The 12,732-nt window shown below is 55.0% G+C and carries 10 protein-coding genes; 3 read left to right on the forward strand and 7 right to left on the reverse strand.

What is annotated here, in order from left to right; all coding sequences use genetic code 11:
* Nucleotides 1–21 precede the first annotated feature (21 nt).
* Complete coding sequence (locus G8770_RS04765; RefSeq protein ID WP_167182491.1) at nucleotides 22–396, reverse strand: SpoIIAA family protein; 375 nt, start codon at nucleotides 394–396, stop codon at nucleotides 22–24.
* A 138-nt stretch (nucleotides 397–534) separates the two neighbouring features.
* Here G8770_RS04765 and G8770_RS04770 point away from each other — a divergent pair, with 138 nt between their 5' ends.
* Nucleotides 535–999: a CBS domain-containing protein gene (locus G8770_RS04770; RefSeq protein ID WP_208022061.1), complete on the forward strand. Its 465-nt coding sequence runs from the start codon at nucleotides 535–537 to the stop codon at nucleotides 997–999.
* A 57-nt stretch (nucleotides 1,000–1,056) separates the two neighbouring features.
* On the opposite strand, the gene G8770_RS04775 is transcribed toward G8770_RS04770, so the two are convergent.
* From G8770_RS04775 to G8770_RS04785, 3 genes are all read right to left on the reverse strand, one after another.
* Complete coding sequence (locus G8770_RS04775) at nucleotides 1,057–1,815, reverse strand: pteridine reductase (protein ID WP_167182494.1); 759 nt, start codon at nucleotides 1,813–1,815, stop codon at nucleotides 1,057–1,059.
* 73 nt (nucleotides 1,816–1,888) lie between these two features.
* Nucleotides 1,889–3,133 (reverse strand): multifunctional CCA addition/repair protein, encoded by a 1,245-nt coding sequence (locus G8770_RS04780; RefSeq protein WP_208022062.1) that lies wholly within the window; start codon nucleotides 3,131–3,133, stop codon nucleotides 1,889–1,891.
* Between the two features lie 172 nt (nucleotides 3,134–3,305).
* A complete protein-coding gene (locus G8770_RS04785) occupies nucleotides 3,306–4,628 on the reverse strand; it encodes an ATP-binding protein (RefSeq protein WP_167182500.1) in 1,323 nt (440 codons plus the stop codon).
* 601 nt (nucleotides 4,629–5,229) lie between these two features.
* Between G8770_RS04785 and G8770_RS04790 the strand changes: the two genes are divergently transcribed.
* Nucleotides 5,230–5,793, forward strand: coding sequence for a response regulator (locus tag G8770_RS04790; protein ID WP_167182503.1), 564 nt, complete (start codon nucleotides 5,230–5,232; stop codon nucleotides 5,791–5,793).
* A gap of 364 nt (nucleotides 5,794–6,157) precedes the next feature.
* Here the strand turns inward: G8770_RS04790 and G8770_RS04795 are convergent, their stop codons facing one another.
* The 3 genes from G8770_RS04795 to G8770_RS04805 form a co-directional block, all read right to left on the reverse strand.
* A complete protein-coding gene (locus G8770_RS04795) occupies nucleotides 6,158–7,756 on the reverse strand; it encodes a SpoVR family protein (protein WP_167182506.1) in 1,599 nt (532 codons plus the stop codon).
* A gap of 6 nt (nucleotides 7,757–7,762) precedes the next feature.
* On the reverse strand, nucleotides 7,763–9,052 hold the full coding sequence (locus tag G8770_RS04800; protein ID WP_167182509.1) for a YeaH/YhbH family protein: 1,290 nt from the start codon (nucleotides 9,050–9,052) through the stop codon (nucleotides 7,763–7,765).
* 68 nt (nucleotides 9,053–9,120) lie between these two features.
* A complete protein-coding gene (locus tag G8770_RS04805) occupies nucleotides 9,121–11,043 on the reverse strand; it encodes a PrkA family serine protein kinase (protein ID WP_167182512.1) in 1,923 nt (640 codons plus the stop codon).
* Between the two features lie 497 nt (nucleotides 11,044–11,540).
* Between G8770_RS04805 and galE the strand changes: the two genes are divergently transcribed.
* Nucleotides 11,541–12,605 carry a UDP-glucose 4-epimerase GalE gene (galE, locus tag G8770_RS04810; protein ID WP_341771077.1) on the forward strand — a complete coding sequence of 355 codons (1,065 nt, stop codon included), beginning with the start codon at nucleotides 11,541–11,543 and terminating at the stop codon, nucleotides 12,603–12,605.
* Nucleotides 12,606–12,732: the final 127 nt, after the last annotated feature.

A 12,732-nucleotide genomic window follows, 5' to 3' on the forward strand; every position in this document is an offset into this window, starting at 1 on the left:
CATGCGCCCCGTTGGTGCCGGTTATGCAGAGCCTGCCGGGTTGATCCAGTCAAAGGCTTCTTGCTGGTGGCCACTGTCAAAGTGGCGAATGTCGGCGTCCACAAAGTGGCTGGCAATGGCGGGCATGACCTTGAGTCGGCTGTCGTCTGAAACCACGGCTACCTTGCGGATGTGTTTATGGTGCTCCCGAACAAATTTGACGTGTGACACCAGGGCTGAAAAGTCCTCCCAGCCTTCGAAATCGTCGGTTGTGATAATCAGGCCTTTGAGAGCCTCGTGAGAGGCCAGGTAGCGGTCTGCAACTTCACTGAGCTGGGCAAAGTCACGCACCTGCAGGGGCGCGCTGGGGGAGACTCGCAGTATGCCTTCCTGATTCAAGAGTTCAAAATTTAACATGGCGCGATATCAACCTGTGCTGATGGTAGGGTTATTGCTTAAGCGTAGTTCAGGGGGAGCCACTATGCTTAATGTGGCAGTGGTGTTTGTGCGAAACCCCTGTTGTGTTCAACAGACGTCACACGTAGAGGAACTAGCATGATGGATTCAATTAAGGTTTCAGATTGTATGAGCCACCAGTTTGTCTCGTTTTCACCGTCGACACACGTGGTCGAAGCCGCAATCGAGCTGGTGAAAAATGAGCTGCTGGGGGGGCCGGTCATCAATGATGCCGGGCATTTGGTCGGCTGGATCTCTGAGCAAGACTGTATTGGGGCGGTAAGTCAGGTGGCTTATTACTCAGAGCGGGTGGCGATGGTTGAAGATGTGATGAGCCGTGACGTGACCTCGGTGGACGGTGATCGCAATGCCATGGACCTGGCCGAAGACATGAAAAAGCACCGGCGCAAAGTGTATCCGGTGGTGGACTCATCAAATAAAGTATTAGGGGTTATTTCCCGGCGGCATATTTTACGGGCGATGTGCACCCTGATTATGGATTCGGAGAAGGGCGCCTTCAGTCGCGGTGGTCATAACCCCCCTCACCACCCCTGGCCCCATTAATGGCTTGGGCCGTGGCACCTATCTTGAGACTGTATTAACCGGTCCGCATTAGCCGGCTTACTGAATCAGCCGACCGCCATCGACGGCGATGATCTGCCCGCTGAGGTAGTCGTTTTGCAGCAGGAACAGAGCGCTGCGGGCAATGTGGTCGGGGTCCCCCAGCCGCTTCAGCGGCACGCGATTCAGCAGGGCTTGTTTGCTGTCAGGGTCCATTTCTGAGGCGGGGTCATCCGGCCAGAGAATGGCTCCCGGAGCAATGCCATTCACTCGCACTTCAGGGGCCAATTCCAGCGCCAGTGACTGGGTCAGCATGAGGTTGGCGGCTTTTGCCATGCAGTACAGTGTGTGTGCTTTGAGCGGTTTGCTGGCGTGAATATCCGCTATGTTAATGATCACGCCGTGACGCCGGGCCAGCTCCGGGGCCAGCGCCTGACTCAGAAAAAACGGGGCTTTGGCGTTGCTGTTCATCAGTTCGTCCCACTGCGTTGGGGTGGCCGTGCCGATGGGGGTGGGGTAGAACGCTGACGCGTTATTGATCAGCGCATCCAGTTGGCCAAAAGCGGCCAAAGCTTGCTCTGCCAAGGGGACTATGGCGTCATCCCGCCCCAGGTCGGCTTGCAGCAGAGCGGCGGATTCAGGACGCTGCTGATTCAGGTGGTTCACCAGTGCCTGGGCTTCGGCGATGGAGTGGCGACAGTGGATCAGGGTGCGGTAGCGGTGTTGATGCAGCAGTGTGGCAATGCTGGCGCCAATACGCTTCGCGCCGCCGGTAATCAGCGCTACAGGGCCGTCAGTCGGGGAGCTTGAGTGAGTCACGAATCTGTTCTCAGGTTAATGGGTATCGGGTGCAGGAGCTCAGGCTGGAAGGCTCGTGGGGTGATCTGTGGCCTCACGTACGGTTCGCTTCCTGATATTCTGTTTTGAACGTTTGCAAGGCCTGTTGCCTTTTGTGGTCAATGGCTGCGCCGATGGCTTTGCCACTGACGCCTTCACTGATGACGTCTTTCGCCTGTATGCCGGTGCACACGGCGATAGCCTGGCGCACATAATCGGCCTGTGGGTAGGGTTGCCGGGAGAGGCCCTCACGACCCCGGGCATCCGCTTCGCAGCAGACCAGAAAGTCCTCGGCCTGCTGCGGGCGCCGGAAGGTGTCCAGGCGCTGTATCAGACTTAACAGGGTCTTTGCTTTGAGCTCAAAGACACGATGGCAATTGGTGTGGTCTCTGGCGACGATTACAGACAGTTCCCGGTGCCTTTTGGGCACTGCCAGTCGCTCACACAGGGTGTTTATGAGGCTCAGGCTGCGCTGCTCGTGGGCAATATGGCGCGGTAATTCTGCCGCTGGTGTTGTGGCTTTGCCCAAATCGTGAATGAGCGTGGCGAGTAAAATGGCGCTGTCGTCCGTGAGTTTGCGGGCTTCAGCGAGCGCCAGCAGGCTGTGCTTGCCACAATCGATTTCCGGGTGGTGCCGCGCCGGTTGCGGTACCCCAAACAGGGCGTCCAGTTCCGGCATAATGACCTTGAGTGCGCCACATTGACGCAAGACTTCAATAAAAACGGTCGGCGACTGTTCCCCCAGGGCGCGCTCCAATTCTTTCCAGACCCTTTCTGGCACCAGGTGGGCCACTTCGCCAGCCTCGACCATTGCCGTCATCAATTGCAGGGTTTCGGGGGCCACTTTGAAGCCCAGATGGTGGTAGCGGGCGGCAAAGCGGGCGACTCGCAGGATGCGCACGGGGTCCTCGCTGAAGGCCGGGCTGACATGGCGCAACAGCCGGGCTTTGATGTCGTCCACCCCGTGATAGGGGTCGTACAGCTTGCCCGTTTCGTCTTCGGCAATGGCGTTGATGGTGAGGTCCCGGCGGCCCAGATCCTCCTCCAGGGTGATGTCGGGGGAGGTGTGGAAGGCAAAACCGCTGTAGCCCGGTGCGGTTTTGCGCTCGGTGCGAGCCAGAGCGTACTCTTCGCCGCTGTCGGGGTGCAGGAACACCGGAAAGTCTTTGCCCACCGGGCGAAACCCTGCTGCCTGCATGGCTTCAGGCGTCGAGCCGACCACCACCCAGTCGCGCTCGTGAAACGGGTAGCCCATGTATTTATCGCGCACGGCTCCGCCCACGAGGTATGTCTGTTTCATAGTGTTTGCCATTGGTTAACCTGGCCGTCAGCGGCCTGTGTTCTTGGGCTCATTATACACGGGGAATTTTCTTCTACAGACCGCCTGTTTTTCACGACTGACTGGTGATGCGGCGAAGGCCGTCCGCAGATTGAGGTATTGGGATGATTTGCCGGGCTGCGGCAGGCGTGTCTCAATGCTGTGAAATGGGCAAGGTCACCACAAAGTGACTGCCTCTCCCCGGTTCGCTGTGGACCTCAATTCGGCCGTGGTGGGCTTCAATAAATCCGTATGAGACGGATAGCCCGAGGCCGGTTCCCTGACCGACCTCTTTGGTGGTGAAGAAGGGATCAAAAATCTTGCTGAGGACGTCGTCGTCCATGCCGGTGCCGGTATCGCGAATGCTGATCTCAATGGCATCTTCGGCGGGTTGTAAGTTCCTGGTTTGAATGAACACGTCACCGTGCCGGTCGACGGGAATGGCCTGGGCGGCATTGACCAGCAGGTTGGTCATCACCTGATAGATTTGTGTGGTGACCCCGTCGATCGACGGCAGGGCCGCTTCGAGGTCGAGGTGAATTTCGGCTTTGTACTTGATTTCGTTTTTGATCATGTTGAGCACACTGCGGATGCAGCTTTCCAGTGATACTTTCTCCCACTGGCGGTTCTGGGGGTGATGGGCAAAGACTTTCAGGTCGGCAATGATTTGTTTGACCTGACGGGCACCGCTGAGCGAGTCGGTGATGAGTTGTTGCACATCCTCCTTGAGGAACGGCACATTGATGCTGTCTTGCAGGTTTTGCAGCTGTTTGCGGGCAGAGGCGTCAGAAATGTAGGGCTCGGCCTGTTGATATTGGCCAATCAGTTTTACCACGTCTTGCATGTAGTCCTGCAGTGAATCCAGATTCGAGAGGATGTAACCAATGGGGTTATTGATCTCGTGAGCGATGCCGGCGGAGAGCTGCCCCAGGGAAACCATTTTTTCAGCCTGAATCAACTGGTTTTGCGCTTTTTGCAGGGCCTGGTTGGTGGCTTCCAGTTCGCTCGTGCGCTGTTGCACCCGCGCCTCAAGGTCTTGCTCGCGGCTGCGCAGGGCCAGATGGGTTTTTACCCGGGCCAGTAATTCGTCCCGGTTAAACGGGGTGGTGACATAGTCGGCGGCGCCGAGCTGGAGGGCGCGGCTGATAGTGTCCGGGTTATTGTCGGCCGATACCACGATGAATGCCGGTGTGTGACGACCGCTGTCGGATTTGGGGGTGGCAGTGGCGCGGACCGTTTGCAGAACCTCAAACCCGTTTTTGGCCGGCATGTTGAGGTCGAGGAGGACGAGATCAAATGGCGTTTGATTCAGCGCATCCAGGCACTGTTGGCCGTCGTCGACGGTGTGAAGGCGGTCATAGGCGCTCTGTAAAATGAAGCTCATGACCTTCCGGTTCACTGAACTGTCATCAACAATCAGTATGGAAGGGCTGTATGAGGCGTCGTCGTCCACCGGTGGCATCATCCGTTCATCCATCTTACCCGTGCTCCTTTCAGCGTTAGCGTGCTCTTTTCAACCGGCGGGGGATCGATGTGGGCCGTCGAGCAAGGTGGCGGTTATGGGGTTGATTCGCAACACTTGGGAGGCTGTCAGCTTATGACGCATTATGGCGCAAAGGTTCAGCCAGGGAAACTGCCAGCCAGAGACTCGGTCAGCCAAAGAAACGGAAGGGATAAAGGTCGGGGGAGAAAAAAACGCCCTCGGTACATCGGAGGGCGAAAGGTCTTAGGGTGTTCTGTGTGACTAAAGCAGTGCGGTGACTGACAAGTCGTTAGTCAGCCGATGGATGAGTTCGGGTAGGCCTCGAGGCATTCACCTCAGTTGCCTAACCGCTCTGCCATCAAAAACCAAGTTGTTGATAATCGCGCCGCTCAAAAAATGTCTGCTCAAATTGACTGAAGAGGAGATTGCTCTTTGATGGGGGTGATTATATGTCTAACCTGACATTTGTGTCAAAAGTGATTAATGTATGTATTGTAACTATTAGTCAAGATTTGTCATTATTGGTGTATAAAAGTCATGCAAGACAGGTTGAAAGTTCGTATGCTTAAGGGCCGAAATTGAAAATGGACGGTTTATGACAGAAGTTCAGGTATTAACGACGGGCGAAGCTGCGAAGTACGTAGGAGTGAACTTCCGTACGGTGATTCGCTGGATCGAGCGCGGCAAGCTGAAGGCCTATAAGCTGCCTGGCCGCGGTGATCATCGCATTCAGGTCAGCGATTTTGTGGCGTTTCTGCAGGAGCATCAAATGCCGGTACCTCCAGACCTGGCCGTACAGAAGCGCTCGGTGCTGGTGATAGAAGATCAGCCGGAGATGGCTGGCGCGATACGACGGGTGCTGATGCGGCAGGGCTTTGACGTCGAAGTGGCCAGCGATGGTTTTTCGGCGGGCACCCTGTTGACGCACATGAAGCCGGGGCTGGTGACGCTGGACTTGAAAATGCCGGGCATGGACGGCTACGAGGTTCTGCGGTTTATTCGCAGCCAGGAAGAACATGCGGCCACCAAGGTGCTGGTAATCTCCGCCGAAACTCAGGCGGGGTTGGAGAAAGCCATGACTCTGGGGGCCTCGGACGTGCTTGCCAAGCCTTTTGAAAACCAGGAGTTACTGGTCAAGGTCGAGGCGCTGATCGGCTAGCTCGCGGCCTTTTGCCAACGTCGGTCGTGACCCCTTTCAAGAGTGCATTTTTGCAAGCGCGTATTTCTGCAAGAGTGCGTTTCTGCAAGAGTGCGTTTCTGCAAGAGTGCGTTTCTGCAAGAGTGCGTTTCAGCGTGAGGGTCTTCTTGAAAGAGAATGTTCCTGAAGACGTGTATTGCAGGGTGTGTGGGCGCCAGTTGCCGGCCCCCATCATCCGCCCTAATGATGCATGGCTTCACGCCTGCGCGGGGTGCAGGGCGCCTGCGTCAGAGGCGGTGTCACGGCAGTTCAGCGCCCTGTGTTGTGAACACGTCGGTGTTATCCTGCCTGAGTGCCCCCCCTCCTGTTGACGCCTGCCCCGGACTCAGTTGATGACCGGGAGAGACATTTCCAGGTCGTCCATGTTGGATTCCGGTTTGGGGGGGCAGTGGAACGTGGCCGTTATTTCATCATTTTGCAAGGACTGCAAGTGGACATCGAAGCCCCATAGGCGGTGGACGTGTTTTAACACCTCCTCCGTCGACTTCCCCAGCGGCTTGCGGTTGTGCTGGATGTGCTGCAGGGTGAGGGACCGGTCTCCGCGAATATCCACTTTATATACCTGAATGTTGGGCTCGCGGTTGCCCAGGTTGTATTGGCCGGCCAGGGATTCCCGTACCCGCTGATAACCACTTTCGTCGTGAATGGCCTCGACATTGATTTCCCGCTGCCGGTCATCGTCGACAATGCAGAACAGCTTCAGGTCGCGCATGACCTTCGGGGACAGGTATTGCAGAATAAAGCTCTCGTCCTTGAAATTACGCATGGCAAAGTGCAGGGTTTCCAGCCAGTCGCTGCCGGCAATGTCCGGAAACCAGTGCCGGTCTTCCTCGGTGGGGTGTTCGCAGATGCGACGAATGTCGGTCATCATGCTGAACCCCAGCGCGTAGGGGTTGATGCCACTAAAGTAAGGGCTGTCAAACGGGGGTTGATAGACCACACTGGTGTGGGATTGTAAAAACTCGAAGATGAAGCCTTCCGTGACAAAGCCCCGGTCGTACATGGTGTTCAGCAGGGTATAGTGCCAAAAGGTGGCCCAGCCTTCGTTCATGACCTGAGTTTGTCGCTGGGGGTAAAAGTACTGGGCAATTTTGCGCACGATGCGCACAATCTCGCGCTGCCAGGGCTCCAGCAGTGGCGCATTTTTCTCTATAAAGTAGAGCAGGTTTTCTTGTGGCTCTTCGGGAAAGCGCAAGTTTTCTTTCAACTTGGTGCTGCCCTGTTGTCCGGGAATGGTGCGCCAGAGGTCGTTGACCTGTCTTTGCAGGTGCTGTTCGCGCTCTTCCTGACGGAGTCGTTCTTCCTCTGCCGAAATGGGATAGGGGCGCTTGTAGCGGTCAACGCCGTAATTCATGAGGGCGTGGCAGGAATCCAGCAGGGCCTCGACTTCTTCAATGCCGTGGCGGGATTCGCATTTGGCGATGTAATTCTTCGCGAACACCAGGTAATCGATGATGGAATCTGCGTCAGTCCAGGTGCGGAACAGATAGTTGCCTTTGAAGAAGGAGTTGTGGCCGTAGCAGGCGTGCGCAATCACCAGCGCCTGCATGGTCATGGTGTTTTCTTCCATCAGGTAGGCGATACAGGGATTGGAGTTGATGACGATCTCGTACGCCAACCCCATTTGCCCGCGGTTGTAGGAGTGCTCAATGTTGAGAAACTGCTTGCCATAGGACCAGTGGTGGTAGCCCAGCGGCATGCCGACCGAGGCGTAGGCGTCCATCATCTGTTCGGAACTGATGACTTCAATTTGATTGGGGTAGGTGTCGAGCTTGTACTCCGCAGCGATGCCGGCAATGGCCCGGTCGTATTCTTCAATCAGGTCGAAGGACCACTCCGAGGTCTCTGAGATTGGGTTGCGTCTCAGATGGTTTTCGGGGTTTTGATCCAGGCTGTCGTTGCTGCCATTTTCCTGTTCACTCATAGGCCTTTACCCGCTGACTTGTGCAGCTCTTTTCTGAAAGAGTTCTCTGAATACCGGGTAGATATCCCGGACATCAATGATCTGTTGCATGGCGAAGACATCACCAAAGTTGGCCTGAACTTCCTGGTACTCTCGCCAAAGGGCCTGGTGATCTCTGGGGGTGATTTCGATGTAAGAGTAGTATTGCAGCTTGGGCAGCAGGTCCTTCATCAACAGCTGGGAGCAGGTGCTGGAATCGTCATTCCAGTTGTCGCCGTCGGAGGCCTGTGCGCCGTAGATGTTCCATTCCGAAATGGGGTAACGCTTGTCGAGAATTTCCTTCATCAGCTTGAGGGCGCTGGAGACGATGGTGCCGCCGGTTTCCCGAGAATAGAAGAACTCCTGCTCATCCACTTCTTTGGCGCTGGTGTGATGGCGGATAAACACGACTTCGGTGTGTTCGTAATTGCGTTGCAGAAACAGGTAAAGGAGAATAAAAAAGCGCTTGGCAATATCCTTGGTGGCCTGATTCATCGAACCGGAGACATCCATTAAACAAAACATCACCGCTTTGGAGCGCGGCACCGGGTCTTTGACGTGCAGGTTGTATTTAAGGTCGAAGTCATCCAGCCAGGGGACCCGATTGATGCGGTGGCGCAGGGCTTCTATTTCCGCCTCTAACGCGTCAATGCGCAGTTGATTGCGCAAGGCGGCATCGAGACCTTCTTCGTGCTTCAGTTCTTCTTCAAGTTGCCGCAGCTTTTTGCGTTTACCGCTGGTTAACGCGATGCGACGAGCGTTGGCGGAGCGCAGACTGCGTACAATGTTGATGCGTCCTGGATTGCCTTCGTTGGCGATGCCGGCGCGGCGCATTTTGAACTCTTCGCTACCCGCCAGCTGGCGTTTGATCAGATTGGGCAGCTCCAGATCTTCGAACATGAAGTCGAGGAACTCTTCCTGGGTAATCTGGAACACAAACTCATCGATGCCCTCGCCCTGGTCGCTGGCGCCGGAACCTGAACCGCCACCCCCTTCACCACCCGGGGGACGCGGTATTTTATCCCCGGCAATAAAGTCTTTGTTGCCGGGCAAGACGTTGGTGTTCTTACCGCCTTGACCGTGGTGAAAAATCGGTTCCGTGATGTCTTTGCCCGGGATGCTGATTTGCTCCCCTTTGTCGATGTCGGTGATGGACCGTTGACCCACCGCATCGGAGACGGCTTTTTGAATGTGCTTACGATAGCGCTTCAAGAAGCGCTGTCGGTTGACAGTGCTTTTGTTCTTACTGTTGAGGCGTCGATCGATAATATAGCTCATGCCGGCTCCGCCGTTTGATGAAAATGTCGTGTTCGATAATCGCGTTCACGATCCGTGCCGTTTACTGGCTACTGGGATTTGCGCACACGCAAGTACCACTCTGACAGCAGCCGTACCTGTTTTTCGGTATAGCCACGGTCAACCATGCGAGCGACAAAGTCCTGATGTTTTTTCTTGTCGGACGCAGAGGCTTTGGCGTTGAACGAAATCACTGGCAACAGGTCTTCGGTGTTGGAGAACATCTTCTTCTCGATCACCGTGCGCAATTTCTCGTAGCTGTTCCACACCGGGTTCATGCCGTTGTTGTTGGCGCGGGCCCGCAGCACAAAGTTGACGATCTCGTTGCGGAAATCTTTCGGATTGCTGATGCCGGCGGGTTTTTCGATTTTTTCCAGCTCCTCGTTCAGGGCCACGCGGTTGAGAATTTCACCGGTTTCCGGATCGCGGAATTCCTGATCCTGAATCCAGAAGTCCGCGTAGGTGACATAGCGGTCAAAGATGTTCTGACCGTACTCGGTGTAGGATTCCAGGTAGGCGGTTTGTATCTCTTTGCCGATAAACTCAACATAGCGCGGTGCCAGGTGTTCTTTGATGAACGCGAGGTATTTTTCCTGCAGTTCCGGTTGGTACTGTTCCTGTTCTATCTGCTGCTCCAGTACGTACAGCAGGTGTACCGGGTTGGCGGCAATTTCGGTAGGGTCGAAGTTAAAGACTTTCGACAGGATCTTGAACGCGAAACGGGTGGAGAGTCCGGCCATGCCTTCATCCACGCCGGCAGCGTCCTTGTACTCCTGCAGTGACTTCGCTTTCGGGTCGGTATCCTTCAGGTTCTCGCCATCATAAATACGCATCTTGGAGTAAAGATTGGAGTTTTCCGGCTCTTTGATACGCGACAGGATGGAAAACTGGGCCAGCATTTTTAAGGTGTCGGGGGCGCAGGGCGCCGAAGCCAGAGAGCTGTTTTCCAGCAGTTTGTCATAGATGCGGATTTCTTCGGACACGCGCAGGCAATAGGGGACCTTGACGATGTAAACCCGGTCGATAAAGGCCTCGTTGTTTTTGTTGTTTTTGAAGGTTTTCCATTCGGATTCGTTGGAGTGGGCAAGAATGATCCCCTCAAAGGGTATGGCGCCCAACCCCTCGGTGCTGTTGTAGTTGCCTTCCTGGGTGGCGGTCAGTAAGGGGTGCAGCACCTTGATCGGTGCCTTGAACATTTCGACGAATTCCATCAGCCCCTGGTTGGCGCGGCACAGACCTCCGGAAAAGCTGTAAGCGTCCGGGTCGTTCTGGGGAAAGTCTTCCAGTTTGCGGATGTCCACCTTGCCCACCAGTGACGAAATGTCCTGGTTGTTTTCGTCGCCGGGCTCAGTTTTGGTGATCGCGATCTGATCCAGGATCGAGGGGTAAAGCTTCACCACTTTAAACTGACTGATATCGCCGTTGTAGTCATGCAGGCGTTTGACCGCCCAGGGCGACATGATGGATTTCATGTAGCGGCGGGGGATGCCGTAATCTTCTTCGAGAATATGGCCGTCCTCATCCTCATCGAACAGCGCCAGTGGCGATTCAAACACAGGGGAGCCCTTGATGCAGTATATGGGCTCTTTTTCCATCAGGGATTTCAGCTTTTCCGCCAGTGAGGATTTACCGCCACCGACCGGCCCCAGCAGGTACAGAATCTGTTTCTTTTCTTCCAGCCCCTGGGCGGCATGCTTGAAGAAGGAGACAATTTGTTCAATGCACTCTTCCATGCCGTAGAAGTCGCTGAAAGCTTTATAACGTTTGATGACCTTATTGGAAAAGATACGGCTTAACCTGGGGTCGCTGGAAGTATCAACGACCTCAGGTTTACCGATGGCCATCAACATGCGCTCCGCAGCCGACGCGTAAACGCCAGGATCCTTTTTACAGAGATCCAGATATTCCTGAATGCTGAGTTCTTCTTCCTGAGTCGCTTCGTAGCGTTCACGGTAGTGGTTAAAAATGCTCATGGCTCATCTCCATATTAACGGGTGGCCTGTCGGGTGATTTTCAGCTAACCGGGCAGACTCCCGCAAGTTAAATCTTAACATGCGATCCTTAATCTTAGGCTTTGGACCCTTAAGTTTCAGGCTGTGAGAGTTAGACCGTGGGAGCGTAAGAATAATCCCCCGATATAGGCCAAGCGTATATAACGTTATACCTCTTCGTGCAAAAACTGTTATTCCCTACTTGTAGCATAGTCGGAAAAAATCAAAGTATTGGGCGGATATGATCTTTTTTTAATTTATTTTTTTAGATTTTTATCCTTTGAGTTTATTCCTGTTTTTGTCCCATGGGCTGTGTGATAATTGTTGGATTATCAATTTGATAGGTTGCTTGATGCGATTTTCTGGGTGGCCTGATGCGCGGCTGAACGCCGCGGAGAAAAGCGCCATTGGGCCGGCGGGTGAAGCGCGGTTGAGCGTCATCAAACAACGGGAATGCAGATGTCAGATGGGGGCAGGGAGTGAGTGAAGATCATTTAGCCAATGAGGGCGCAAATGGGTCAAACCGCCATAAGGTGCTGGTGACCGGCGGCGCTGGTTATATCGGCAGTCATACGTGTCTGGAACTGGTGGCAGCCGGCTATGAGCCGGTGATTGTGGATAACTTTTGCAACAGCAAGCCGGCTGCAATTAGCCGACTGACTCAGATTTTGGGGCGGGAACTGCTGGTGATTGACGCGGATGTGAACGATCGCCAGGCCATGCGGGCAATTTTTCAAGCGCACCAATTTCAGGCAGTGTTGCACTTTGCTGGACTCAAAGCCGTCGGCGAATCCTGTGCAATCCCCTTAACCTATTATCACAACAACGTCGCGGGCACCGTGGCCCTGTGTGAAGTGATGCAGGAAGCCGGTGTCTTTGATCTGATTTTCAGCTCTTCGGCCACCGTCTATGGTGATCCGGCCAGCGTACCCATTGACGAAAGCTTCCCCACCTCGGCCACCAATCCCTACGGACGCAGCAAGCTGATGGTGGAGGAGATCATGCGGGATGTGTGTAACGCCACCGACAGCCCCTGGCGGGTCAGTCTGTTGCGCTACTTTAATCCGGTAGGTGCTCACGAAAGCGGTTTGATTGGCGAGGATCCTCAGGGGATCCCCAACAATCTGTTGCCCTACGTGGCTCAGGTCGCGGTGGGCAAGTTGACTCAGTTGAGTGTGTTCGGCGATGACTACGCCACTGTGGACGGGACCGGGGTGCGAGATTATATTCACGTTGTCGATCTGGCCAGGGGGCATGTTAAAGCCCTGACTTACCTGCGCCAGGCCAAAGCCGGTTGTTATACCCACAATTTGGGCACGGGTCAGGGGTACAGTGTGCTGGAAATCGTCAAGGCGTTTGAGAAGGCCTCTGACAAATTGGTTCCCTATGTCGTTCAGCCGCGGCGGGCGGGCGATATTGCGGAATGTTTTGCCGACCCGCAAAAAGCCCGTGACGAATTGGGCTGGAGCGCCGAGTTCGGCGTCGAGCGCATGATGGTGGATACCTGGCGCTGGCAGTCCGCCAACCCCAACGGTTTTGAGTAAACCCAGGCATCATCCATAGACACAAGTGAGTGGCGACTCACCCCAAGTAAAATCTACTTGCACAGTGGCTGTGAGTCGCCCTCACACTGTTCTCGCCACTCGCCCAAGGTGAATTGCGCAGCCAGAG

The organism is Pseudomaricurvus hydrocarbonicus, from assembly GCF_011602365.1.
GTDB classification, from domain to species: domain Bacteria; phylum Pseudomonadota; class Gammaproteobacteria; order Pseudomonadales; family Cellvibrionaceae; genus Pseudomaricurvus; species Pseudomaricurvus hydrocarbonicus.

What these genes read in the sequence shown, in the direction of transcription:
- G8770_RS04765 (WP_167182491.1), bottom strand. Translation starts at nt 396, where the DNA reads ATGTTAAATTTTGAACTCTTGAATCAGGAAGGCATACTGCGAGTCTCC.
- G8770_RS04770 (WP_208022061.1), top strand. Translation starts at nt 535, where the DNA reads ATGATGGATTCAATTAAGGTTTCAGATTGTATGAGCCACCAGTTTGTC.
- G8770_RS04780 (WP_208022062.1), bottom strand. Translation starts at nt 3,133, where the DNA reads ATGAAACAGACATACCTCGTGGGCGGAGCCGTGCGCGATAAATACATG.
- G8770_RS04785 (WP_167182500.1), bottom strand. Translation starts at nt 4,628, where the DNA reads ATGGATGAACGGATGATGCCACCGGTGGACGACGACGCCTCATACAGC.
- G8770_RS04790 (WP_167182503.1), top strand. Translation starts at nt 5,230, where the DNA reads ATGACAGAAGTTCAGGTATTAACGACGGGCGAAGCTGCGAAGTACGTA.
- G8770_RS04795 (WP_167182506.1), bottom strand. Translation starts at nt 7,756, where the DNA reads ATGAGTGAACAGGAAAATGGCAGCAACGACAGCCTGGATCAAAACCCC.
- G8770_RS04800 (WP_167182509.1), bottom strand. Translation starts at nt 9,052, where the DNA reads ATGAGCTATATTATCGATCGACGCCTCAACAGTAAGAACAAAAGCACT.
- G8770_RS04805 (WP_167182512.1), bottom strand. Translation starts at nt 11,043, where the DNA reads ATGAGCATTTTTAACCACTACCGTGAACGCTACGAAGCGACTCAGGAA.